This window comes from Rugamonas apoptosis (genome assembly GCF_014042355.1).
Lineage (GTDB): Bacteria > Pseudomonadota > Gammaproteobacteria > Burkholderiales > Burkholderiaceae_D > Rugamonas > Rugamonas apoptosis.
Map to the genome: position 1 here is coordinate 528,146 of NZ_JACEZU010000001.1, position 23,387 is coordinate 551,532.

At 61.0% G+C, this 23,387-nt stretch carries 20 protein-coding genes; 5 read left to right on the plus strand and 15 right to left on the minus strand.

What is annotated here, in order from left to right; translation table 11 throughout:
- Nucleotides 1–42 precede the first annotated feature (42 nt).
- The 7 genes from H3H39_RS02380 to H3H39_RS02410 all read right to left on the minus strand — a co-directional run bounded on the left by H3H39_RS02380 (nt 43) and on the right by H3H39_RS02410 (nt 7,715).
- Nucleotides 43–1,026, minus strand: a complete 984-nt coding sequence (locus H3H39_RS02380) for a branched-chain amino acid ABC transporter permease (RefSeq protein WP_182151643.1) — start codon at nt 1,024–1,026, stop codon at nt 43–45.
- Nucleotides 1,027–1,036: 10 nt separating this feature from the next.
- Nucleotides 1,037–1,921, minus strand: a complete 885-nt coding sequence (locus H3H39_RS02385; protein WP_182151644.1) for a branched-chain amino acid ABC transporter permease — start codon at nt 1,919–1,921, stop codon at nt 1,037–1,039.
- Between the two features lie 133 nt (nt 1,922–2,054).
- Nucleotides 2,055–3,263: an ABC transporter substrate-binding protein gene (locus H3H39_RS02390; RefSeq protein ID WP_182151645.1), complete on the minus strand. Its 1,209-nt coding sequence runs from the start codon at nt 3,261–3,263 to the stop codon at nt 2,055–2,057.
- A 115-nt stretch (nt 3,264–3,378) separates the two neighbouring features.
- Nucleotides 3,379–4,086 (minus strand): ABC transporter ATP-binding protein, encoded by a 708-nt coding sequence (locus H3H39_RS02395; RefSeq protein ID WP_182151646.1) that lies wholly within the window; start codon nt 4,084–4,086, stop codon nt 3,379–3,381.
- Nucleotides 4,086–4,856 (minus strand): ABC transporter ATP-binding protein, encoded by a 771-nt coding sequence (locus tag H3H39_RS02400; RefSeq protein ID WP_182151647.1) that lies wholly within the window; start codon nt 4,854–4,856, stop codon nt 4,086–4,088. Before H3H39_RS02400 ends, H3H39_RS02395 begins: the two co-directional genes overlap by 1 nt.
- Before the next feature lie 149 nt (nt 4,857–5,005).
- Nucleotides 5,006–6,637: a GMC family oxidoreductase gene (locus tag H3H39_RS02405; RefSeq protein ID WP_182151648.1), complete on the minus strand. Its 1,632-nt coding sequence runs from the start codon at nt 6,635–6,637 to the stop codon at nt 5,006–5,008.
- A gap of 40 nt (nt 6,638–6,677) precedes the next feature.
- Complete coding sequence (locus H3H39_RS02410) at nt 6,678–7,715, minus strand: NAD(P)H-dependent flavin oxidoreductase (RefSeq protein WP_182151649.1); 1,038 nt, start codon at nt 7,713–7,715, stop codon at nt 6,678–6,680.
- A 1,339-nt stretch (nt 7,716–9,054) separates the two neighbouring features.
- Between H3H39_RS02410 and H3H39_RS02415 the strand changes: the two genes are divergently transcribed.
- Nucleotides 9,055–9,807 carry a 5'-methylthioadenosine/adenosylhomocysteine nucleosidase gene (locus H3H39_RS02415; protein ID WP_182151650.1) on the plus strand — a complete coding sequence of 251 codons (753 nt, stop codon included), beginning with the start codon at nt 9,055–9,057 and terminating at the stop codon, nt 9,805–9,807.
- An 83-nt stretch (nt 9,808–9,890) separates the two neighbouring features.
- Here H3H39_RS02415 and putA read toward each other — a convergent pair whose 3' ends face one another.
- A complete protein-coding gene (putA, locus tag H3H39_RS02420) occupies nt 9,891–13,544 on the minus strand; it encodes a trifunctional transcriptional regulator/proline dehydrogenase/L-glutamate gamma-semialdehyde dehydrogenase (RefSeq protein ID WP_182151651.1) in 3,654 nt (1,217 codons plus the stop codon).
- Nucleotides 13,545–13,764: 220 nt separating this feature from the next.
- Between putA and H3H39_RS02425 the strand changes: the two genes are divergently transcribed.
- Together H3H39_RS02425 and H3H39_RS02430 are read left to right on the plus strand one after the other, a co-directional pair.
- Nucleotides 13,765–14,220 carry an Lrp/AsnC ligand binding domain-containing protein gene (locus H3H39_RS02425; protein WP_182151652.1) on the plus strand — a complete coding sequence of 152 codons (456 nt, stop codon included), beginning with the start codon at nt 13,765–13,767 and terminating at the stop codon, nt 14,218–14,220.
- A 157-nt stretch (nt 14,221–14,377) separates the two neighbouring features.
- Nucleotides 14,378–15,940, plus strand: a complete 1,563-nt coding sequence (locus tag H3H39_RS02430) for a methyl-accepting chemotaxis protein (RefSeq protein ID WP_182151653.1) — start codon at nt 14,378–14,380, stop codon at nt 15,938–15,940.
- 117 nt (nt 15,941–16,057) lie between these two features.
- Here H3H39_RS02430 and H3H39_RS02435 read toward each other — a convergent pair whose 3' ends face one another.
- A complete protein-coding gene (locus tag H3H39_RS02435) occupies nt 16,058–17,026 on the minus strand; it encodes a LysR family transcriptional regulator (protein WP_182151654.1) in 969 nt (322 codons plus the stop codon).
- 187 nt (nt 17,027–17,213) lie between these two features.
- On the opposite strand from H3H39_RS02435, the gene H3H39_RS02440 reads away from it, so the two are divergent.
- Nucleotides 17,214–17,507: a hypothetical protein gene (locus H3H39_RS02440; protein WP_229217824.1), complete on the plus strand. Its 294-nt coding sequence runs from the start codon at nt 17,214–17,216 to the stop codon at nt 17,505–17,507.
- Nucleotides 17,508–17,555: 48 nt separating this feature from the next.
- On the opposite strand, the gene H3H39_RS02445 is transcribed toward H3H39_RS02440, so the two are convergent.
- From H3H39_RS02445 to H3H39_RS02465, 5 genes are all read right to left on the minus strand, one after another.
- On the minus strand, nt 17,556–18,155 hold the full coding sequence (locus H3H39_RS02445) for a chalcone isomerase family protein (protein ID WP_182151656.1): 600 nt from the start codon (nt 18,153–18,155) through the stop codon (nt 17,556–17,558).
- A gap of 221 nt (nt 18,156–18,376) precedes the next feature.
- A complete protein-coding gene (locus H3H39_RS02450; protein ID WP_182151657.1) occupies nt 18,377–18,631 on the minus strand; it encodes a YfhL family 4Fe-4S dicluster ferredoxin in 255 nt (84 codons plus the stop codon).
- Nucleotides 18,632–18,658: 27 nt separating this feature from the next.
- On the minus strand, nt 18,659–19,159 hold the full coding sequence (coaD, locus tag H3H39_RS02455; RefSeq protein WP_182151658.1) for a pantetheine-phosphate adenylyltransferase: 501 nt from the start codon (nt 19,157–19,159) through the stop codon (nt 18,659–18,661).
- A gap of 136 nt (nt 19,160–19,295) precedes the next feature.
- A complete protein-coding gene (gene rsmD, locus H3H39_RS02460) occupies nt 19,296–19,943 on the minus strand; it encodes a 16S rRNA (guanine(966)-N(2))-methyltransferase RsmD (RefSeq protein ID WP_182151659.1) in 648 nt (215 codons plus the stop codon).
- 70 nt (nt 19,944–20,013) lie between these two features.
- A complete protein-coding gene (locus H3H39_RS02465) occupies nt 20,014–20,910 on the minus strand; it encodes a DUF6279 family lipoprotein (protein WP_229217825.1) in 897 nt (298 codons plus the stop codon).
- A gap of 27 nt (nt 20,911–20,937) precedes the next feature.
- On the opposite strand from H3H39_RS02465, the gene glmU reads away from it, so the two are divergent.
- A complete protein-coding gene (glmU, locus tag H3H39_RS02470; protein ID WP_182151660.1) occupies nt 20,938–22,302 on the plus strand; it encodes a bifunctional UDP-N-acetylglucosamine diphosphorylase/glucosamine-1-phosphate N-acetyltransferase GlmU in 1,365 nt (454 codons plus the stop codon).
- Nucleotides 22,303–22,777: 475 nt separating this feature from the next.
- Here the strand turns inward: glmU and H3H39_RS02475 are convergent, their stop codons facing one another.
- Nucleotides 22,778–23,251, minus strand: a complete 474-nt coding sequence (locus H3H39_RS02475; RefSeq protein ID WP_182151661.1) for an Lrp/AsnC family transcriptional regulator — start codon at nt 23,249–23,251, stop codon at nt 22,778–22,780.
- Nucleotides 23,252–23,387: the final 136 nt, after the last annotated feature.

The following is a 23,387-nucleotide window of genomic DNA, read 5'->3' on the forward strand; positions in this document are numbered from 1 at the left end:
AAGAAAAAGCGCCGGACAGGAAGTCCGGCGCCGGTCGCGACGTCAGGCGTGCTTGCCGCCGCCGTTGCCCCCGAAACGGGCCACGAATTCCCCGACGATGCCGCGCCGGAACAACAGCACGCAGGCCACGAAAATCAGGCCCGTCACCATGCTCACGGCCTCACCCAGCTGGTTGAACCACTCGATGCCCGTATGGCCGGCCAGGAAGCCGCCCAGGTCGCCCAGCTTGTTCTCCAGCGCGATGATGATCATGGCGCCCAGGATGGGGCCGGCGAGCGTGCCCATGCCCCCTACCAGCGTCATCAGGATCACCAGGCCCGACATGCTCCAGTGCACGTCAGTGAGCGTCTCAAAGCCCTGCACCAGCGTGTTGGTGGCGCCCGCCAGCCCGGCCAGCGTGGCCGACAGCACGAACGCCAGCAGCTTGTACCTGTCCACGTCGTAGCCGAGCGAAATGGCGCGCGGCTCGTTTTCCTTGATGGCCTTGAGCACCTGCCCGAACGGCGAATGCACGGTGCGCACGATCAGCGCGAAACCGCCCACGGCGATGGCCAGCACCACGTAATACAGCACGAAGTCATTGCCCAGGTTGAGCATGCCCAGCAGTTTTCCACGTGGAACGCCCTGCAAGCCATCCTCGCCGCCCGTCAACTCGCCGGCCCGCAGGCAGGCGAAATAGACCATCTGCGCCAGCGCCAGCGTGATCATCGAGAAGTAGATCCCCTGGCGGCGTATCGCCAGCGCCCCCATCACCAGTCCGATGACGGCCGCCGCGCCCGCCCCCGCCAGCAAGCCCAGCTCGACCGGCAAGCCCCATACCTTGAGCGCGTTGCCGGCCACGTAGCCGGCCGCGCCGAAGAAGGCCGCGTGGCCGAACGACAGCAAGCCCGTGAAGCCGATCAGCAGGTTGAAGGCGCACGCGAACAGCGAGAAGCACAGCAGCTTCATCAGGAACACCGGATAGCCGATGAACGGCGCGGCCAGGGCGATAGCGAACGCGATTGCGTAGCCTGTATTCTTGTTCATGGTGACCTCTTTATTTTTCTTTGCCGAACAGGCCGGCGGGACGCAACAGCAGCACGATGATCATCACCACGAACACCACCGTGGCCGAGCCTTCCGGGTAGAACACCCGCGTCAGGCCCTCGATCACGCCCAGTCCCAGGCCGGTGAGGATGGACCCCATGATGGAACCCATGCCGCCGATCACCACAACGGCGAACACGACGATAATGAGGTTGGAGCCCATCAGCGGCGACACCTGGATGATGGGCGCCGCCAGCACCCCGGCAAAGCCCGCCAGCGCCACGCCGAAGCCATAGGTCATGGTCACCATCAGCGGCACATTGACGCCGAACGCTTCCACCAGTTTCGGGTTTTCCGTGCCGGCCCGCAGGTAGGAACCGAGCTTGGTTTTTTCGATCACAAACCAGGTCGCCAGGCAGACGGCCAGCGAAGCCACCACCACCCAGGCGCGGTAATTGGGCAGCACCATGAAGCCCAGGTCGGTGGCGCCGGCCAGCAGTGCCGGCACCTCGAACGGCTGGCCGGACACGCCGTAGACCGAGCGGAACACGCCTTCCACCATCAGCGTGATGCCAAACGTCAACAGCAGGCCGTACAGGTGGTCCAGCTTGTACAGCCAGCGCAGCATGGTCTTCTCGACCACGATGCCGAACACCCCCACCAGCACCGGCGCCAGCACCAGCATCACCCAGTAGTTCAAGCCCAGGTAAGCCATGCCCATCCAGGCCAGGAAGGCGCCCATCATGTACAGCGCGCCGTGGGAAAAATTAATCACGTTCAGCAAACCGAAGATGACCGCCAGGCCCAGCGACAGCATGGCGTAGAACGAACCGTTGACCAGCCCCAACAACAACTGGCTCAGCATCGCGGGCAGAGGAACGCCGAATATATCCATGAGATCACAGTCAAGTAGCACCGCGCGCGGTGAGGGTGAACAGGGAACACGCCGCCGGCATCGGGCCGGCGGCATCCAGCACTACGAGCACTACGCGGGCGGCGCCGCGCATGGCGGCGCCCTTCCCGTCAGCTTATTTCCACAGCGAACACTTGGTTTCGGCCTTGGTCACGTAAGCCTGGGCACCCGGTACCACGGCGGCCACCTTGTAGTAGTCCCATGGATATTTGGACTCGCCCGGCTTCTTCACTTCCATCAAATACATATCGTGCACCATGCGGCCGTCGGGACGGATCTCGCCGGTCTTGGTGTACATGTCGTTGATCTTGGTCGATTTCAGGCGTGCCATCACCTTGTCGGCGTCATCCGTGCCGCCAGCCTTGACGGCCTTCAGGTAGGTGCTCACGGCCGAATAGTCGGCCGCCTGCAGGCTCGACGGTTCCTTCTTCATCTTGTCGAAGTAGCGCTTGGCCCAGGCACGGGTTTCGGGGTTCAGGTCCCAGTACCAGCTGTCGGTCAGGTACATATTCTGGGTCAGGTTCAGGCCCAGCGAGTGGACGTCGTTGATGAACATCAGCAAGCCGGCCAGCTTCATCTTCTTGGTGATGCCGAATTCGTTGGCGGCCTTGATCGAGTTGATGGCGTCGCCACCGGCGTTGGCCAGGCCCAGGATCTGCGCACCGGACGATTGCGCCTGCAGCAGGAAGGACGAGAAGTCCGACGCCGACAGCGGGTGCTTGGCGCTGCCCAGCACCTTGCCGCCGTTGGCCTTGACCACCTCGGCCGTGTCTTTTTCCAGCGACTGGCCGAAGGCATAGTCGGCCGTCAGGAAGTACCAGTTTTTGCCGCCCTGCTTGACGATGGCGCCCCCCGTGCCGCGCGCCAGCGCCACCGTGTCGTAGGCGTAGTGCACAGTGTAGGGCGTGCATTCCTCGTTCGTCAAACGGGCCGAGCCAGCGCCGATCGAGATGAACACGCGCTTCTTCTCGGCCGCCACCTTGGCCATGGCCAGGTTGGCGCCGGAGTTGGTGCCGCCTACCAGCAAGTCCACACCTTGCTGGTCGAACCATTCGCGCGCCTTGGAGGCGGCGATGTCAGCCTTGTTCTGGTGGTCCGCGGAAATAAACTCAACCTTCTTGCCGGCGATGACCACGCCCGCATCGGCGATCGCCATCTTGATCGCTTCAGCACCGCCGGGCCCGTCGATGTCGGAATACAGGCCGGACATGTCGGTGATGAAACCGATCTTGATGGTGTCGCCAGAGACCTGGGCTTGCGCGGCATAGGACAGGCCCAGGGCGCAGACGGCGGTGGCGGCGATGGCGATGGTCTTGAGTTTCATAATGTCTCCGTTCAGGATTGGTATTGTTAGAAGTCATTTCAAAATGCCCAGGCGTCGTGGTGACGCCTGGCCATGGTCGTTTTGAAACAACTTGTCAGTCAGCGATACAACGGCATTACACGCCCAGCAGCTCGGTCAACACCGGCATCTTGGCGCTCAATTCAGACGCAACAAAGGTTTCCACGATCTGCCCGTGTTCCATCACATAAAACCGGTCCGCCAGCGGCGCGGCGAAGCGGAAATTCTGTTCCACCATGACGATGGTGTAGCCCTTGGCCTTGAGCGTGGTGATCATGCGGGCCAGGCCCTGCACGATGACGGGCGCCAGGCCTTCGGAAATTTCATCCAGCAACAACAGCCGCGCGCCCGTGCGCAGGATGCGGGCCACGGCCAGCATCTGCTGTTCGCCGCCCGACAAACGTGTGCCCTGGCTATGCTTGCGTTCCTCCAGGTTGGGGAACATGGCATAAATTTCCGCCACCGACATGCCCTGCTGGCCCGTGGCCAGGTGCGGCGGCAGCATCAGGTTTTCCTCCGTCGACAGCGACGAGAAAATACCGCGCTCCTCGGGGCAATAACCGACGCCCAGGTGCGCCACTTTATGGGTCGGCAAACCGATCGCTTCCACCCCGTTGACCTTGATCGAGCCCTTGCGCGCCCCCGTCAGTCCCATGATGGCGCGCATGGTCGTGGTGCGGCCGGCGCCGTTGCGGCCCAGCAGGGTGACCACTTCGCCCGGCTGCACCTTCAAGTCCACGTTGTGCAGGATATGCGATTCGCCATACCAGGCTTGCAGGTTGGATATTTCCAGAGCGGCCGTCATCAGTGCGCTCCTTCCAGCACGGCCGCTTCCGTGCCCATGTACGCTTCCATCACCTGGGGATTGTTTGATACTTCCGCATAACTGCCCTCGGCCAGCATGGCGCCGCGCTGCAGGACGGAGATCTTGTCGCAGATGCCGGACACCACTTTCATGTTGTGTTCGACCATGAGGATGGTGCGGCCCACCGACACTTTCTTGATCAGTTCCGTGACCCGGTGCACGTCCTCGTGGCCCATGCCCTGGGTCGGTTCATCGAGCAACATCAATTCCGGTTCCATCGCCAGGGTGGTGGCGATTTCCAGCGCCCGTTTGCGGCCGTACGGCATGTCGACCGTGACGGTGTCGGCGAATTCCGTCAAATCCACTTCCGCCAGCAATTCCATGGCGCGTGCATTGAGCTTGGATAGCGTGCGTTCGCTTTGCCAGAAATTGAAGCTGGTGCCCAGCTGGCGCTGCAAACCGATGCGCACATTCTGCAGCACGGTCAGGTGGGGAAAGACAGCGGAAATCTGGAAGGAACGGATCACGCCCATGCGGGCGATCTGGGCTGGCTTGTCGGCCGTGATGTCCTTGCCGTTGAACAGGATCTGGCCGGAGGTGGGGACCAGGAATTTGGTGAGCAGGTTGAAGCAAGTGGTCTTGCCTGCGCCATTGGGGCCGATCAGCGCGTGAATGTGGCCGCGCTGGACCTTCAAATTCACATCATTGACGGCCGTGAACCCCTTGAATTCCTTGGTCAAATTCTTTGTTTCCAAGATAACGCTGGACATTCTGTCTCCTAGTTATTCTTTGCAAACTACAAATTTTTTCTAAATCATACACACTAACAATTTCGCTAACAATACAGTATAAATACCAGTGATTTTTGATCCATGCCTAGCAAATGTGCGGCAAAAATCTTTAAAGAAACGCCATTCTGTTACCGGGCTTTCCAGGCGGCATGGATCAGTCCGGCTGCTTTCTCCGCGATCATCATAGTGGGAGAGTTGGTATTTCCGGAAGTAATATTCGGCATGATTGCCGCATCTACCACACGCAAGCCTCGCACGCCGATCACGCGCAACGTGTGATCGACCACGGCCGTCGCGTCGTCGGCCCGCCCCATCTTGCAGGTGCCGACGGGATGGAAGATCGTGGTGCCGATGGCGCCTGCGGCCTGCGCCAACTCCTCCTCGGTACGAAAACCCGGCCCCGGCTTGAATTCCTCCGGCGCGTAGGCCTGCAAGGCGGGCGCGGCCACGATGCGGCGCGTCAAAGCCAGCGCGGCGGCCGCTGTCCTGCGGTCCTCGGCCGTGCTCAGATAATGGGGCGCGATGGCCGGCGCAACATGGGAATCGGCCGACACGATGCGCACCTGGCCACGCGACGTGGGCCGCAACTGGCAAACACTGGCCGTGAAAGCGGGGAACGGGTGCAAGGGTTCACCGAATTTCTCCAGCGATAGAGGCTGGACGTGGTATTCCAGGTCCGGCGTGGCCAGGCCGGGATCGGATTTGGCGAACGCGCCCAGTTGCGATGGCGCCATCGACATGGGGCCGCTTTGACGCAGCGCATATTCCAGTCCGATTTTCATCTTGCCGTACCAGGTGCTGGCCATGGTGTTGAGGGTTTTCGCCCCCTTCACCTTGTACACCATGCGCAACTGCAAATGATCCTGCAAATTCTCGCCCACGCCGGCCAAGTCAACCACGGGCACAATGCCATGCGCCTGCAGCAATGCCGCCGGTCCGATGCCGGACAACTGCAGGATCTGGGGCGAGCCGATGGCGCCGGCCGTCAGCAGCGTTTCCCGCCGGGCACGCGCGCTCCAGGCCGTGCCGCCGCCCGTGAATTGCACGCCACGGCAAACAGGGCCTTGTTCGCCCTGCTCGATCAGCAAGCGTTCCACGTGACACCCCGTCATGATGGTCAAGTTGGGCCGCTCGGCCACCGGCCGCAGGAAGGCCTTGGAGGCATTCCACCGTATCCCACGCCTCTGGTTGACGTCGAAATAACCGCAACCGGCATTGTCGCCACCGTTGAAATCATCCACGCTGGCGATGCCGGTCTGTGCGGCCGCGGCGCGGAAAGCATCCAGGATCTTCCAGGATAAACGCTGCTTTTCCACCCGCCACTCGCCACCGGCGCCATGCACAGCCGACGCGCCGCCGTGGTAATCCTCGCTTTGCTTGAACAAGGGCAGCACGGCATCCCAGCGCCAGCTCGGATCGTCCGTCAACGCGGCCCAACGGTCGTAATCGCCCGCCTGGCCACGCATATAAATCATGCCGTTGATGGAAGAACTGCCGCCCAGCACTTTGCCACGCGGATAAATCAGGCTGCGCCCACCCAGGCCAGCATCGGCTTCCGTACGGTACAGCCAGTCCGTGCGCGGATTGCCGATGCAATGCAGATAGCCAACGGGAATATGGATCCACACATAATCATCCTTGCCGCCCGCCTCGATCAGCAACACCTGGGCATCTTTGTCACGGCTGAGCCGGTTGGCCAGTACGCAACCGGCCGAACCGGCACCCACGATGATGTAGTCGTACTCTCCCGCTGATTCCAATGCCGTTCCTCCACGATAAAGTTTCGGCTGTAACGCGTGTTCAAGCCGCGGCGATTTCCGCCAGCAAAGTCTGGATCAGTTGCGCGACCGGCATGGGGCGGGCACGCGCCACACCCGTGCCGCACCACAGGGACATGAATTCCGTATCGCCCCGCTTGGCCGCTTCCGCCCGGATACTGCCGGTCAACGCGTTTTGCACGGGGTATGGTGGCACTTGTTGCTCCACAGCCGCCATCATCTGCATGAAGCGGTTGTCCAAACCGCGCGCGTAACGGCCGGAGAAACTACGCGTGAGCCGGGTTGGATGGTCGCCAGCCGTCAACAAACGCTGTTTGTAGGCGGGATGGATGGCCGATTCGTCCGTGACGAGAAACGCCGTGCCCATTTGCACCGCCTGCGCGCCCGCCGTCAGTGCCCGCTTGATGTCGGCGCCGTCCATGATGCCGCCCGCCGCGATCACGGGTATCCGTACGGCCGCCACCACTTGCGGCAGCAACTCGAAAGTGGTTAGCGTCGCCTCCGTTTGTGGACCGAGGAAAGTGCCGCGATGGCCACCCGACTCCACGCCCGAAGCGATCACGGCGTCGGCGCCCCGTTCCTGCCAGGCCAGCGCCTCGTCCACGGTCGTGATGGTGCCGATCACGGCAATACCCGCCGCATGCAGGCGTGAAATCTGCTCAGCGCTCAGGATGCCGAACGTGAAACTGGCGACGGCTGGTTTCAACTCGATCAGCGTTTCAAACTGGGCCGCGAAATCCTCGCACCACTTGGCGGGTTTCGGCAATTCGGACCAACCCAGGGCCGACCAAACGGGTTCCAGCATGGCGACGCCGGCTGCCACGTCGGCCGCATCGGGCGTCGGGGTCTGCAAAACAAAGAAATTAAGACAGAAAGGGCGATCCGTCAGGCTGCGAATCTGTGCGACCTGGGTCCGCAAGGTGTCGGGTGACAACAACGAACCGGCCAGCGAACCCAGCGCGCCAGCGTTCGAGACGGCCGCCACCTGGGCAGGTGTATTGTTGCCGCCAGCCGTAGGCCCCTGAATGATGGGGTGTGGAAAAATTGACTGTAAATCCATGCATTTCCTCCTGAAACATCGTCCCGTGGCAGTTCATGCACAAAAAACCGGCAAAAAACGCCGTTTTTTTGTGTGGATAAGTCTCTGGATATCCACAGGCGCCAAATGTGAGTAAACAAATCAAAAGTCGGCAGCCGTTTTTTTATCCCAAAACAGTTCCCCGCTCATACAAGGTTTACGCGCCTGCTTATGCATCGCGCAAACGCTTGATTCTAATTCAAATTACGGACTTATCCACAGAAACATGTCTACGTTAACAACTACTATTATTTTTATATATGTCTTTACAGTAAACCAAAGCCAACGCGACGCGAAGAAAAATCGGGGATGGGTTCACGGCACTGGCGCACGCGCTGCCCGCTTCGCCAGGTTCAGCGCAAGTTGGCAAGCCATCAATGAAGTGCCACACATCTAAGTGCTACACATCTGCAAAACATTGAAGTCAACGGACCACAGACGACGTCGCGCCACGTTCGCATGCCGTGGCCTGAAAACGATGTTCCTGGTGACCGCCTCGTGTCCAGGTTACTCGACCGCCTGAAAGCAAGGCAACGCCTCAGCGGTGAAGACGCTCAACATTGAAAGTTGCGATTTTGGATAGAAAAAGCCGTTTTGCTGGCTGTAAGGAAGGGAAAAGCTGAAAAACCGGGCCAAAACGTCGATTCGCCTGTTGATAACCAACTGGATATCCACAGGACGACTTGTGCGTAAGGACAACTTTGTCCAGAGGCCGTCATTTTATACAGATTTGCTCCTGAACTGATACAACGATTATGCAAGACCTTATCTACGCCGTAAATGGATGATTTTTAAGCCGTTAACCGACTTATCCACAGGAATTTGCACGTTTACTACTACTACTATTTTGATATAAAACTTTTGTAAACAACTAAAACGCAAAAGCCGCCGGTCGCTCAAAAAAAATTCGTTAACCGCGCTCCTGGAAGACCGTATTACAAGCACCTGCTCTGCATCCAGAATGGCAAAGCTGGACAAGAAACGGCTCTAAACGCGTTGTTGCTGCCTCTGTGTTGTGGATAAGCGCCTGCATATCCACAGGACGAGATGTGGGAAAACACGCGACTTGTGCACACGAATTTTTTTATCCCAAATTCATCCGCGCTAGATACAATGCTTGTGCAGCCAGTTTTCTGCACGCTAAGACCATGATTTTGTTATGGTTTACCAGCTTATCCACAGAAAAGTGCTGGTTTACTATCTACTATCAGGTTTATATATACATCTTTATATAAAACACCAAGCAACAGCCTGCGGTGGAAAAAACAGAAGTTGTCCACCCTGAAAAACCGCCCCCAGGAAGATGAATTCACAGAAAACTATGCGTTTAGGCATCATCAGTGCTTTGGCTGAAGAACAGCACGGGCTGATAGAAGCCATGGAAGGGCCCTACAAGCTCATGCACGGTATGCGGGAGTACACGGCGGGGAAGTTGTGGGAAATCGACGCTGTGTGCGTTCTATCGCGTATAGGCAAGGTTGCAGCGGCCATGACAGCCGCAATCCTTGTGGAAAAGTTCGAAGTTACCCACATTGTGTTCACGGGCGTGGCTGGAAGTGCCGATCCTGACGTCAATGTCGGGGACATTGTGGTGGCCGAATCGCTGATTCAGCATGATTTCGATGCCAGTCCGCTATTTCCGCGTTACCAGATCCCGCTGACGGGCCTGTCCCACTTCGAAACGGACGTGAAACTGAGCGAGCGGATGGCTGGCGCTGCCCGGCAGTTCATCGATCACGGCCTGGACCGCGTGATCGGTCCGGAAACGGCGCAAGCGTTCATGCTGGATGCGGCGCGGCTGCACCGGGGTTTGATCGCCAGCGGCGACCAGTTCATCGGCAAGCGGGGCCAGGTTACGCAATTGAAAGCGGCGTTGCCCGCATTGCTGGCGGTGGAAATGGAAGGCGCCGCCGTGGCGCAAGTGTGTTTCGAGCTGGGCATTCCGTTTGCCGTGATCCGCACCATCTCCGACAAAGCCAATGAAGACGCCGCCACCGACTTCATGCATTTTGTCAAAACCGTCGCCTCCCCCTACGCCTTCGACATTCTTCAGCGTTTCTGCCGCACCGAATAAAAAATGGGGACGTAACACAATTGGGATCAATTGTGTTACGTCCCCCAATCGGAGAGAGAGAGGCGGCCGTCAGGCCGCTTTTTTTATGCTTCCAGGGTCATCAGGCTGGCGTTGCCCCCAGCGGCAGTCGTATTGACGCACAGCGCGCGCTCGGCGAGCAGACGCCACAGTGGGATGGCGCCATCTTCGTTGGTATCGATCAGGGCCACCAGCGCCCCGTCACGGGCCGCCAATTGCGGGCGCAGCGCGTTGACGAGCGACGATTCCACCAAAGCAACCTGGAACGCGCTATCGAGTTTGTCCAACGCCGCGCTCGTCTGGATACGTCCCATCACCGCCGCCGGCAAGTCGGCCGGCAGCAACAAGGCCGTTTCCGTGCTCATCAGGGCGGTATTGCCCGTCGCCAGCGTGGCGGCCAACTGGTTCAGCAGGCAGGCGGGGGTCGACGCGGCGCACACGATGGCGCCACGGCCCACGAAAGTCAGCGTATTGCGTTCACCCGTGGGACCAGGCAGGACGGTGGTGCTGCCCAGCATGGTCGTGCGGCTGTATTGTTCCGCCATCTCGGCCAACTGGTCCTTGCCTTGTTTCTTGGCCCAGGAGGTCAAGTCGTCCAGTGCCGCCGAACCCTGGTGGCCATGCTGGGCCACGATGGCGGCGCCCCGCTGCAGGCGTTTCAAGTACAAAGGGCCGCCCGCTTTCGGGCCGGTGCCCGATTTTCCTTCACCGCCGAACGGTTGCACACCGACCACGGCGCCCACGATGTTGCGGTTGACGTAGATATTGCCCACGTGCGCGCGCGCGCTGATGAATTCAATGGTTTCATCGATGCGCGAATGGACGCCCAGCGTCAAGCCGTAGCCGCTGGCGTTGATCTGTTCCACCAGCTTGGGCAGGTCGGCGCGCTTGTAGCGGATCACGTGCAGTACGGGGCCGAACACTTCCTGCTTCAGTTCGCTCAGCGAGCGGATTTCCATCACGGTCGGCGGCACGAAAGTGCCGGCCACGTTGGCCGGCAGTTCCAGCGCGAAATGGCTGACGGCCGTCTGCTTGAGGCGGTTGATGTGGCCCAGCAGATTTTGCTGCGCTTCCGCATCGATCACGGGGCCGATGTCCGTCGCCAGCCGGTCGGGATTGCCGACTTTCAATTCCAGCATGGCGCCTTTCAGCATGTTGATGGTCTTGTCGGCGATATCTTCTTGCAGGAACAACACACGCAGCGCCGAGCAACGCTGGCCGGCGCTGTCGAACGCGGATGAAATGGCGTCCTGCACCACTTGTTCCGGCAGCGCCGACGAATCGACGATCATGGCATTCTGGCCACCCGTTTCCGCGATCAGGGGAATATCCGTGCCTTCGTCCACGGCGCGGCGCGCCAGTGTGCGGTTGATCAGTTGCGCCACTTCCGTCGAGCCGGTGAAGATCACGCCCTTGACGCGCTCGTCATTGCACAGCCCGGCGCCCACCACTTCGCCGCGGCCCGGCAGGAATTGCAGCGCGCCACGCGGAATACCCGCTTCGTGCAGCAATTCCACGGCGCGGTAAGCGATCAGCGGCGTCTGCTCGGCCGGCTTGGCCAGCACCACGTTGCCGGCGGCCAGCGCCGCGCCCACCTGGCCCGTGAAAATGGCCAGCGGGAAGTTCCACGGGCTGATGCAGGTCACGGGACCGAGCGCCAGCGTGTTGGCGGCGCCTTGCACCTGGCCCGCGTAGTAGCGCAGGAAATCGACCGCTTCACGAATTTCCGCGATCGCGTTCGGCAGCGACTTGCCCGCTTCGCGGATCGCCAGTGTCATCAGTTCCAGCTGATGGGTTTCGAACAGGTCGGCGGCACGGTTCAGCGCTGCCGCGCGCAGCGTTGGTTCCGTCGTCTGCCAATCCATGGCGTACTGGCTGGCGCTGGCCAGCGCCGTTTCCACGTCCGCCGCGCTCGCTTCAACGAGCTGGCCCACCACGTCCGTGCGCAGGGCCGGATTGGTCACCGGTTGCGATGGCTGGCCCACGCTGACGGGGCCGTCCAGCAAGGGCGTGGCATGCCAGTTGCGCGGGGTGGCCAGCGCATCGGCCAGCGCGCGCAGCACGTCTTCGTTGGACAAGTCGATGCCGGCCGAGTTCCGGCGTTCGGCGCCGAACATGGCGAGCGGCAGCGCGATGCCGGGATGGGGCGAACCGCCCAGCACCCGAGCCTGTTGCAGCGGATCCTGGATCAGCGACTCGATCGGCACGTTGGCGTCGACGATCTGGTTCACGAACGAGGAATTGGCGCCGTTTTCCAGCAGGCGGCGCACCAGGTAGGCCAGCAGCGTTTCATGCGAGCCGACCGGCGCGTAGATGCGGCAGCCTTTGTCCAGGTTGTCCTTGCCCACCACCTGGTCATACAGGGTTTCGCCCATGCCATGCAGGCACTGGAATTCGTAGTCAGTCACGCCGTCGCGCTTGGCCCAAGTGTAGATGGTGGACAAGGTTTGCGCGTTGTGGGTGGCGAACTGGGGATAAATGACGCTGGTGGCGCCCAGCAGTTTCTGCGCGCACACGAGGTAGGACACGTCCGTGTATACCTTGCGGCTGTAGACCGGATAGCCGCTCATGCCGTCCACTTGGGCGCGCTTGATTTCGGCATCCCAATAGGCGCCCTTGACCAGGCGCACCATGAACTTGCGGCCGCTGCGTTTGGCCAGGTCGATCAGGTAGTTGATAACGAAGGGGCAACGTTTCTGGTATGCCTGCACCACGAAGCCGATGCCGTCGAAGCCGGCCAGTTCCGGATCGAAAGCCATGGCCTCCATCAAGTCCAGCGACAGTTCGAGACGGTCCGCCTCTTCCGCGTCGATGTTCAGGCCGATGTCGTAGTGTTTGGCCAGCAGCACCAGTTGTTTCACACGGGGCAGCAATTCGTTCATCACGCGCGCATGTTGGGCGCGGCTGTAACGGGGATGCAGGGCCGACAGTTTGACGGAAATGCCGGGGCCGTCCTTGATGCCGCGGCCGTTCGATGCCTTGCCGATGGCGTGGATCGCCGTTTCGTAGGAAGCGTAATAGTTGGCCGCGTCCGTCTCGGTCAGCGCCGCTTCGCCCAGCATGTCGTAGGAATAACGGTAGCCGTGCGCTTCATTGTCGCGGCCGTTCTTGATGGCTTCGGCGATGGTCTGGCCCGTCACGAACTGGTTGCCCAGCATGCGCATGGCCAGGTCCACGCCCTTGCGGATCAGCGGTTCGCCGCCCTTGGCGATCAGCTTGGTCATGGCCGAACCGAGGCCCGTCTCGCTGCTGGTGGTCACCAGCTTGCCCGTGATCAGCAGGCCCCAGGTGGCGGCGTTGACGAACAGCGACGGCGATTCGCCCAGGTGCTTGCGCCAGTCGCCCTTGCTGATCTTGTCCGCGATCAGGCGGTCGGCCGTGGCGCTGTCGGGAATGCGCAGCAGCGCTTCAGCCAAACACATCAGCGCCACGCCCTCTTCCGACGACAGCGAGAATTCATGCATCAACGCATCCACGCCCGAGGAGCGGGTGCGTTTTTCGCGTACCGCGCTCACCAGTTTGTGCGCCAGTTGCTGCACCTGCGCGCTGGTGGCGTCGTCGCTGGCACGCACCTGGCCCAACAGCCACTGCACAGCCGTCGCCTCGTCGCGGCGGTAGGCGCCCGTGATGGCGGCGCGCAACGGCGTCGGGTCGCGCAGGATTTCCGCTTGCAGCGCGGCGAAGGGAAGGGGGGAAACCGGGGTAGCGGCTGGGTGCATGGAATACTCTTGTAGGTGAAGTTATTGACGAGTCCACGTGCAAAAAACGCCCGGCAGGCTCGTGGACTGGCGGGCGCAATCGGCGTCAAATCGATGAACTGCTGATGATTTGATTGTAAAGCGGAATCTTCTGGATTAATTCTGGTATTGCAAGGGACTAGCAATAGATAGTTTTTGGTGCGACAATTTGACCAAATAAAATTGAGGGGGAGATTGCAGTATGCTGGACAAGATCAGCAAGAAAATTCTGATGGAATTGCAGAGCGACGGCCGCATCAGCAACGTCGAGCTGGCGGCCCGCGTCAACCTGTCGCCGGCCGCCTGCCTGGAGCGGGTGCGCAAGTTGCACGAATCGGGCTATATCATGGGCTATACCGCCCAGCTCAATCCGCAACTGCTGGACGTATCGCTGCTGGTCTTCATCGAGGTCGTGCTCGACCGCACCACGCCGGAAGTGTTCGATGCCTTCAAGCAGAGCGTGCAATTGATTCCGGAAGTGTTGGAGTGCCATATGGTCGCTGGCGGCTTTGACTACCTGGTCAAGGCCCGCGTCAAGGACATGGCTGCCTACCGCGAATTCCTGGGCAAGACGCTGCTGCAAAAAGGCGTGCGCGAAACGCATACCTATGCCGTCATGGAAGAGGTAAAGAATACTACCAAGCTGCCCATCAAATAGCGTACCGTCGTGCCCCTAGTCACAAATAGCGATTGAGCTAGTTTAAGTTCTGTTGTATTTTGGAATCAGTTTGTCACATGGGAATTGGACGCATTCGTGTCCGGGACGGCGCCTGACCTGGCGCCGGGCGCCGCTGTGATGAACGGATGGAGGGCACATGAAATTCTTGCAGCACACGATGGTGCGCCAGGGAGCGTGGCTGCTGGGCGCGACGGCGGGCGGCACCGGCCTGGCTTATCTGGGTTCGCTGGCGTTCGGCGGCGGCGCGCCGCTGCTGGTCGCGGCGCCGGCCGCGTTGGCCGGCGCGCTCATTGTCAGCCTGGGCCGGCGCAACGCCGATGACGACGGCGCGCACCGCTTCGCGCAAACGGTGGGCGAGGAAATCGACGCCCTCATGATCGGCGCGGCGGAAACTTCCTACTTCGTCGACTCCGTCAAAAAGAAGATCGAGCAGGACGTCGAGACGGCCAGCGGTATCGCCGACAGCTCCGGCCGCAACGTCGCCACCATCGAACGCATCGCCGCCAACGCCGAACGGGCCGCCAAAGTGGCGTCCCAGGTGCGGGCGGAAACGGAAACGGGCCGCAAGGAAGTGGACCAGGGCTTGCAGCGCATCAGCGCCGCTCGCGAGGACGCCCAGACGGCCGCCACCGTGATGACGAACCTGCAAGCCAATTCCCGCCGCATTTACGGTTTCACGGAAGCGATCAGCGAAATTTCCGCCCGCACCAACCTGCTGGCGCTGAACGCCGCTATCGAAGCGGCCCGCGCCGGCGAGCATGGACGCGGTTTTGCCGTGGTGGCGGGCGAAGTGCGCCAGTTGGCCATGCGCACCAAGGAAGCCACTGACGAAATCAGCCACATGGTGCGGGAAATTAATGAGCAGGCTGAACGGGCCACCGCCGGCATGCACGCGCTGGCCGATGCCGTGAGCGCGGCGGCCGGCAATGTGGAAACCGTGCATGGCTTGTTGGGCAATATTGAGCGTTCATCGGGCGTGTCCGAGGATGAGATCGGCCAGATCGCGCGCGCCTCGCGCGAGCAGGTGGCCACCACCCACGATATCGCGGACGCCATCCGCAGCATTCACGACAGCATGTTGTCCACCGATGCGGAACTGCCCAAGGCGGCCAGTTCCGCCATGGCGCTGGCCGAGCGGGCCGAAGTGATCACGGGCGCGCTGGGCGACACGGCCATTGAAACTTCGCACGACGCGATCCGCGTCGCAGCCCAGCAGGCGGCGCAGGAAGTGGGCAAGATTTTCTCGCAAGCCATCGCCAGCGGCCAGATCACGCGCGAAGCCTTGTTCGACCGCCACTACACGCCGATCCCGAACACCAATCCGCCCAAGCACACTACCCGCTTCGATGCCTTCACCGATCGGGCCTTGCCGGAGTTGCAGGAAGCCGTGCTGCGGGCCCTGCCCCAGCTCACTTATGCGGGCGCTGTGGATAACAATGGATATTTCCCCACCCACAACAAGAAGTTTTCCCAGCCGCTGACGGGCAATTACGACGTCGATATGGTCAACAACCGCACCAAGCGCATCTTCAGCGACCGCACGGGCAAGCGCTGCGGCGCCAACACCAAGCCTTTCCTGCTGCAAACGTACAAACGGGATACGGGGGAAGTGATGCACGATCTGTCGGCGCCCATCTACGTGGACGGCCGCCACTGGGGCGGCTTCCGGGTCGGTTACCGGTCCAGCGGCCACGGCTAGGCTAGCCTAGGCTGCTACCAGGCCAGGCTGGCCGCTTGGCCGGTGGCTGGTTGAGAGGCTGGCTAGCTGAGAGACTGAGAAGCTGGCTGGCTGGCCGGGGCGGCCGGCCGAACCTGCTTAGTAGGTGTCGTTCTTAGGGCTGGTGCCGGGCGCCAGGCGCTGGCCCACGGCATTCATGCCTTCCAGGTGCTGGCGCAACCATTTATGGGCCGGGCTGCGGGCATCGCGTTCGTGCCACAGCATGTCCAGGTGCACGGCCGGCAGCGTGAACGGCAAATCTTTCGATACCAGCGCGTCCGTCATGCCGGTGGACGCGATCAAGTGGCGCGGCAGCACGGTGATCAGGTCGGAATTGGCCACCACCTTGCCGGCCGTGAAGAACTGGTTGACCGTCAACAGAATGCGGCGTTCGCGCTGCAACTGGGCCAACGCCTCGTCCACCAGGCCGTGGGCCCGGCCCGAGAAACTCACCAGCAAGTGGTTGGCGGCGCAGTAATTGTCCAGCGTCAGCTCGCTCTTGGCCAGCGGATGGTCGCGCCGCATCACGCACACGTAATGACCGGAATACAGCCGTTCATGGCGGATCGGGGAACCGATATCGCTCGACAACTGGGCCGCCACGCCGGGGAAGAAGCCGACGGCCAGGTCGATATCGCCACGCAGCAGCATGGGCCGCGGTTCGCGCGTGGTCAGCGGCATCATGCGTACATTCACGCCGGGCGCTTCGCGCTCGATCGAACGCATCAGCGACGGCAGCCAGAAGGCGGCGGTGGCGTCGGCCATGGCCATGCGGAACGTGGCGTGGGCCTTGGAAACGTCGAACGTTTCCGGCGCCACGGCCGCTTCCAGGCTGGCCAACGCGCTGCGCACGGACGGCCACAGCGTTTCGGCGCGCGGCGTGGGCTTCACGCCGTAGGCCGTGCGGATCAGCAATTCATCGCCCAGGCTTTCGCGCAGACGCTTGATGGCGTTGGAAACGGCGGGTTGGGTCATGGCCAGATGCCCGGCGGCGCGAGTCAGGTTTTGTTCCGTCATCACGGCGTCGAAGACGCGCAACAAATTCAAGTCCAGCGTCAGAAAGCTCATGGCAGCCCAGCGGTTAGTTGATTGGAGGCAAGTGTAGAGTATGGCGGGAAAATCCAGAAATATGATTTTCTCGTCAACTATAACCCATCCTATTCACCATCCGCATAATTGTTATCGGGAAATGAAATTGGATGGATATGTTGCGCTGCACTATAGTTACGGTAGATTCTAAATGTACCGGAACATCATGTCTACCTTCATCTCCCTCGTGCACGCGACCGCACCGCAGTTTTCCCTGATGGCCGCACTTGAAATTACCGCCGCCTTGGGCGCGGCGCTGGCCTTGCTGCTGCTGTTCAAACCACTGCTGTTGGGCGTGGCTCGGGCGTTGCAGCTGGTGATTAAGCCAAAATTGACCAAGGAACAGCGTTTGCAGCGCCGCCTGATGCGCGACGCGATGCTGCTGAACCGCATGTTGAATTCGATGGAAGGTTCGCCCAGCCACGCGGCCGAACTGCGCGCGCTGGCCGCACGCGGCTAAGCTGGCGATGGGCGGCAACGGGCAGTGCCCGATGCCGCATCGCAGCAATTACTTCGCCGCACCCAGCAGATGGGGCTTGAGCGAGCTGTCTACAGGCTTCTCGCCCAGCCAGATCCGCAACACCGCGTTATAGAAAGCCAGGTCGGGCAGCGCCTCGCCGAGCTTCTTGCCGTTCAGCTGGCACTGCGTGCCCTCGCCCGGCGTCCAGTCCAGCGCCAGCACGTCGCCCTTCTTCAGCGCAGGAATCTGGGCGAAAATTTCCCCGAATTTCATCGTTTGCGACAAGACTTTGGTGCGTTCTGCATCCGTCGAGTTAGCTTTCAGGCCGGCCATGAAGGCTTCACCGAAATCTTCCGAGCTCAGGTCGCGCATCATCACGATGGACACGCGGCGCGGGCCTTGCAGGGCCAGGATGTCGGCCACGGTCGATTTCTTTTCCGGCAGGTACAAGCCCAGCGCATACACCTTGAAGATCACCTTGGTGCGCAAGCCGGCGCCGTTCAGTTTCAACTCCTTGCCGGCCAGGGTGACGTTGTCGTCAAACTTGATGCCGGCTACTTCCGTGGCGGCCACGGCGGGAAGGCTGAAGCTCGATGCCAGCATGGCGGCGGCCAGCAGGCTTTTCAGGGTGGTTCTGCGATTGGTCATACTGTCTCCAGGGGTAAGTGTTAGGTCGCCCCCATCCAGTGCGCAATGTTGGCGTGCTCGAAATATACCACCGGCAAGCGCGCGCGAAAGCATGATGCGGCCAAATAGCCGCACGGTCATGCTATTTTAGAGGAAGTTCCCTAGCGCCAAGGCGGGACGCCAAGGCGGGGCGCCAAGGCGGGACGCGAGACAGCACGCGGACGGGCGTCCGCGGGTGAAGCTCAAGCCTTGGTGGCTTGCAGGCGCGCGAACTTGTCGCGCAGTTGCTCTTCCGACTCGCGCCAGGCGGGATTGAAGGGGATGCAATTGACGGGGCAGACGATCTTGCATTGGGGCTCATCGAAATGGCCCACGCATTCCGTGCATTTGTCCGGGTCGATCTCGTAAATCAGGGTGCCCATGGAAATCGCGTCGTTCGGGCACTCGGGCTCGCATACGTCGCAATTGATGCACTCGTCGGTAATCATTAATGCCATGACAGAACTCGCTTACTTGCTTGCTGACTAACTAGCCTGCTCGTCGCGGGTGGCGGCGATTTTCTTCTGCAGCCAACGGTCGACGGACGGGAACACAAACTTGGAGACATCGCCGCCCAGTACGGCGATTTCCCGCACGATGGTGCCGGAAATGAACTGGTATTGGTCGGACGGAGTCAGGAACAGGGTTTCGACGTCCGGCAGCAGGTAGCGGTTCATGCCCGCCATCTGGAACTCGTATTCGAAGTCGGACACGGCCCGCAAGCCGCGCACGATCACGCGCGCATCATGCTCGCGCACGAAATCCTTGAGCAATCCGGAAAAACTTTGCACCTTGACGTTGGGATAGTGGCCCAGCACTTCGTTGGCGATGGTCAGGCGCTCGTCCAGCGAAAAGAACGGCTTTTTGTTCTTGCTGTCGGCAACACCCACCACCAGCGTGTCGAACAGACCGGATGCGCGGCGCACCAAGTCTTCGTGACCACGGGTCAGCGGATCGAAAGTTCCCGGATAAACGGCTACAACCATTGCGACTCCCTGCAGATGCACCAATAAACGCGCATTATGCCTCAAAAACGGGCGATCGCCCCCATAGCAGGCCATGGGCCATGATTTGTAGGGGTTTTCCCGCCGTCGTGATGGTTAGTCGCGCGCGCCTTTCAGTTCAGGCCGCGGCGGGCTTGAGCTTCAACAAGTGGAAGTACACCATGCCGGCTTTGTCGGCGCGGATGACCTCCCACGGCGCCAGCCAGTCCGGCGCTTCGGCGCCCTCTTCCATGACGAGCGACAGGCCCGATTCGGCATAGACCAGGCCGCCCTCCTTCAGCAGTTTCGCGCACAAGGGCAGGCAGCGGCTGAGGAAATCCTGCTGGTAGGGCGGATCGAGGAACACCAGGTCGTAGCGCTGGCCACGGGCGGGCGCGCCTTGCGCCACGGCCAGCGCGTCGGCGCGCAGCAATTGCACGTTGTCGGCCTTGAGCTTGTCCTTGATCACTTCCAGCTGGCGCACGACGGGGGCGTGGCTGTCCACCATGGTGACGGACTGGGCGCCGCGGCTGGCCGCCTCGAATCCCAGCGCGCCGCTGCCGGCGAACAGGTCCAGCACCTGGGCATTGGCCCAGTGGCCGTCCCGCAAGTGGTTGATCCAGTTAAACACGGTTTCGCGCACCCGATCCGGGGTCGGACGCAGGCCCAGCGCTTCCAGCACGGGCAGCGGCGTGCGCTTCCATGCGCCGCCGATGATGCGGACCTGGTTGCTGTGTTTCGGACCGTGGACCGGGACCTTGGCGGGCTTGGCTGGCTTCTTGTGCATGTGGCTAAGTCATTGATTCAACAGCGGGCACTATAGCATATGGCCTTGCTGGCGCTGGCGCTGGTACTCATCAACGGGCTTGCGCCGCCAGCGTGTTGCAGTCGTCGATCCAGCCTTGCATGCGCTTGAGTGCGTGCGCTTTCTGGGCCGGCGTGGCGAGCTGGATCACGGTCAGCACCAGTTGCGCCGTGTCCTGGTCGTACACCTCGAAAAAGTCCTTGCGGTCGCCTTGATCGCGGCGGGCGAAGCTGTCGTCGATCAGGGTGCGGATCAGGGTCATGGTGGCTTCCTGGCCCAGCTTGTCGCGCTGCACTTGCCGCAGCAGCGCCAGGATGGCGCGTTGGCGCCGCATGCGCTGGTCCAGCCACAATGCGTTGTCGAGCGGACGGGCGTCGGACGCCTGCCGGATGGCCGCCTCCTGTTCGCGGCTGAAATTGCCGAACCACAGCTCGAACTGGTCCATCGCCTTGTCGTAGCGGAAGGCGAGCTGGTGCTCGCGGTCGCCTTTCATGTTCTTGTGGCGGAAAGTGTCGTTATTGGAGGCGAATTTCTTTTCTATTTGCGCGATCTGCTGAGGCCGCAGCGAGCGGGCCAGTTCAGCCAGCTGGGGCAGTGCCTTGAGCAGCAGCAATCGGGTGCGCTCGCGGATATCCTCGTAATCGCCCAGCAGGTCCGCCTCCGTGGGCGTGCCCTGTAACTGGCGCCGCGCCGTTTGCAGCACTTGCGCATAGTCGCGCAGCTCGGTTTTGCGATGCCACTGGAAAAACTCGTCGATATCCTGGCGGACCCAGGGTTTCTGGTCGCTCTCGAGATCCACATAGCCATCGAGCCACCAGTAGAGCAGCGTGTCGCCATGGTTGTAGGCCAGTTGCAGCGAGCTGCACGCGGCCAGCAGCAGCATGATACCCAGCAGGAAAAGACGTGCCGTGCGCCGTAGCGCGGCGGCGTGCATGTTAAACTTTTCCATCTTTTCAACTTTCTGAGTTTTCGGCCTATGAATGTAGTCATCCTCGCCGCCGGCATGGGCAAGCGCATGCAATCGGCCCTGCCCAAGGTATTGCACCCGGTGGCCGGCAAGCCCATGTTGTCGCACGTGATCGATACCGCGCGCAGCTTGTCTCCCCATCAATTATGCGTGATTTATGGTCATGGCGGCGCGGCTGTGCTGGACCTGCTGTCCAAACAGACCGAACCGGTTTCCACCGCCCTGCAGGAACCGCAACTGGGCACCGGCCATGCCGTCATGCAAGCCTTGCCCGCGCTGGACGAAGACCAGCCCACCCTGATCCTGTACGGTGACGTGCCGCTGACCAGCGCCGCCACCCTGCGCGCGCTGGCGGACGCGGCCGGTAACGACAAGCTGGCCATCCTGACGGTGGAGCAGGACGACCCGTTCGGCCTGGGCCGCATCATCCGCGAGGAAGGCCGCATCGTACGCATCGTCGAGCAAAAGGACGCCACCGAAGCGGAACGCGCCATCAAGGAAATCAACAGCGGCATCATGGTCGCGCCCGGTGGCAAGCTCAAGCAGTGGCTGGGCGCCTTGCAGAACAATAACGCCCAAGGCGAGTACTACCTGACCGACATCGTGGCCATGGCCGTGGCCGACGGCGTGCCTGTCGTGTCGGCCCAGCCCGGCGCGCAGTGGGAAGTGGCGGGCGTCAACAGCAAGGTGCAACTGGCCCAGCTCGAACGCATCCACCAGGGCAATATCGCCAACCGCTTGCTGGAACAGGGCGTCACCCTGCTCGACCCCGCCCGCATCGACGTGCGCGGCGAGCTGATCTGCGGCCGTGACGTCACCATCGACGTCGGCTGCGTGTTCGAAGGCAAGGTGGAATTGGCCGATGGCGTGACCGTGGGCGCGCACAGCGTGCTGGTCAACGCCAGCATCGGCGCCGGCGTCGCCATCAAGCCGTTCTGCCACATCGAGCAGGCGGTGGTGGGCGCAGCATCCATCATCGGCCCCTATGCGCGGCTGCGTCCCGGTACGGAGCTGGGCCAGGATGTTCACGTTGGTAACTTCGTGGAGATCAAGAACAGCCAGATCGCGGCGCACAGCAAGGCCAATCACTTGGCCTATGTGGGCGACGCCACGGTCGGATCGCGCGTCAACATCGGCGCCGGCACCATCACCTGCAATTACGATGGCGTCAACAAGTTCCGCACCGTGATCGAGGACGACTGCTTCATCGGCAGCGACACTCAACTGATCGCTCCCGTGACGGTGGGCAAAGGCGCCACCCTGGGCGCCGGCACCACGCTGGCCAAGGATGCACCGGCCGGCAAGCTGACCGTCTCACGCGCCCGCCAGGTGACGGTGGAAGGCTGGACCCGCCCCGTCAAAATCAAGAAATAGCAGCCTACGCTACACAGCTTTGTGGATAAAGCTGTGGGCAAGTACCTGAACAAGCCGGGATAACTTCCCGGCTTTTTTTACGTCCGTATTTTTGTCCAAAACAAGCTGGTTTTTGCTCTGTGGATAAATATGTGGAGAAGTGTAGGCAAAAACGGAGGAAAACCGCGGTATAAGGGTGGGAAAACCGTAGGATAAGTCAGTGCTCGTGAGGATGCGAGAGGTGAAAGGATCGCATAAAGCGTGTAATGATGCGACTTTGCCATCTCCCTGCTGTTGCGTGTGGATAAGCCTGTGGGAAAACGGTGGGAAATGCGAGAGTAACTTTTTTCTGTGGATAAAGATGTGTAAAACCCACTGGAAAAGCACTGGATAGCGCCTGGAAAACTTGGGAAAAGTCTTCCAGCGCCAGCATCGGTAACGAGACGTTGTGTATAAGCCTGTGTAAAACCGCCTGAACAAGGCGGGGATAACTGCCTCAAACGACGATACGGGTCTCGAATTTGCTGCGGAAGGTGGAGAAATACGCTTTCACGTTGCGCACATTGGTCTGGGCCGCGAACAGACGGTGCGCCAGCGCGTGGTAGGCCGGCATATCCGTCACCTGCACGATCAGCACAAAATCCGGCCCGGGCGCCACGCGGTAGCATTGCAGCACCGCGTTGTCGCCAGCCACCCGCGCTTCGAACTCGTCCATGCGCTCGGCCGCCTGGATATCGAGCGAGATTTCCACAATCGCCGTGAGGCGCGCACCCACCTTCTCCGGCGCCACGATGGCGACCTGGCGCGCGATCACCCCCGTTTCCGTCAACTGTTTGACGCGGCGCAGGCAAGTGGGCGGCGACACATGAACTTCATGCGCCAGCTCACTATTGGTTTGTGATGCATCAATTTGCAGGGCATTGAGGATGCGACGATCAATATCGTCCAGCGGCAAGGCGGTGTCGGTCATGGCGGCGTGATCAATTCGTAAAAAATACAGCGATAAATGAAATAATATTTCATGCGCTCTCAGTGATGAAATATTATTTCAAAAAGAGGCGAATTTAGAAAGCATATTTCATAGCCGCTGCTCTACGATGCATTCA

Excerpts from the sequence above, each read along its gene's own strand:
- H3H39_RS02445 (WP_182151656.1), bottom strand. The coding sequence starts at position 18,155 with ATGACCAATCGCAGAACCACCCTGAAAAGCCTGCTGGCCGCCGCCATG.
- H3H39_RS02380 (WP_182151643.1), bottom strand. The coding sequence starts at position 1,026 with ATGAACAAGAATACAGGCTACGCAATCGCGTTCGCTATCGCCCTGGCC.
- H3H39_RS02390 (WP_182151645.1), bottom strand. The coding sequence starts at position 3,263 with ATGAAACTCAAGACCATCGCCATCGCCGCCACCGCCGTCTGCGCCCTG.
- H3H39_RS02475 (WP_182151661.1), bottom strand. The coding sequence starts at position 23,251 with ATGACCGACACCGCCTTGCCGCTGGACGATATTGATCGTCGCATCCTC.
- H3H39_RS02415 (WP_182151650.1), top strand. The coding sequence starts at position 9,055 with ATGCGTTTAGGCATCATCAGTGCTTTGGCTGAAGAACAGCACGGGCTG.
- H3H39_RS02430 (WP_182151653.1), top strand. The coding sequence starts at position 14,378 with ATGAAATTCTTGCAGCACACGATGGTGCGCCAGGGAGCGTGGCTGCTG.
- rsmD (WP_182151659.1), bottom strand. The coding sequence starts at position 19,943 with ATGCACAAGAAGCCAGCCAAGCCCGCCAAGGTCCCGGTCCACGGTCCG.
- H3H39_RS02425 (WP_182151652.1), top strand. The coding sequence starts at position 13,765 with ATGCTGGACAAGATCAGCAAGAAAATTCTGATGGAATTGCAGAGCGAC.
- H3H39_RS02410 (WP_182151649.1), bottom strand. The coding sequence starts at position 7,715 with ATGGATTTACAGTCAATTTTTCCACACCCCATCATTCAGGGGCCTACG.
- H3H39_RS02435 (WP_182151654.1), bottom strand. The coding sequence starts at position 17,026 with ATGAGCTTTCTGACGCTGGACTTGAATTTGTTGCGCGTCTTCGACGCC.
- H3H39_RS02440 (WP_229217824.1), top strand. The coding sequence starts at position 17,214 with ATGTCTACCTTCATCTCCCTCGTGCACGCGACCGCACCGCAGTTTTCC.
- glmU (WP_182151660.1), top strand. The coding sequence starts at position 20,938 with ATGAATGTAGTCATCCTCGCCGCCGGCATGGGCAAGCGCATGCAATCG.
- putA (WP_182151651.1), bottom strand. The coding sequence starts at position 13,544 with ATGCACCCAGCCGCTACCCCGGTTTCCCCCCTTCCCTTCGCCGCGCTG.
- H3H39_RS02400 (WP_182151647.1), bottom strand. The coding sequence starts at position 4,856 with ATGTCCAGCGTTATCTTGGAAACAAAGAATTTGACCAAGGAATTCAAG.
- H3H39_RS02465 (WP_229217825.1), bottom strand. The coding sequence starts at position 20,910 with ATGGAAAAGTTTAACATGCACGCCGCCGCGCTACGGCGCACGGCACGT.
- H3H39_RS02395 (WP_182151646.1), bottom strand. The coding sequence starts at position 4,086 with ATGACGGCCGCTCTGGAAATATCCAACCTGCAAGCCTGGTATGGCGAA.
- H3H39_RS02450 (WP_182151657.1), bottom strand. The coding sequence starts at position 18,631 with ATGGCATTAATGATTACCGACGAGTGCATCAATTGCGACGTATGCGAG.
- H3H39_RS02385 (WP_182151644.1), bottom strand. The coding sequence starts at position 1,921 with ATGGATATATTCGGCGTTCCTCTGCCCGCGATGCTGAGCCAGTTGTTG.
- coaD (WP_182151658.1), bottom strand. The coding sequence starts at position 19,159 with ATGGTTGTAGCCGTTTATCCGGGAACTTTCGATCCGCTGACCCGTGGT.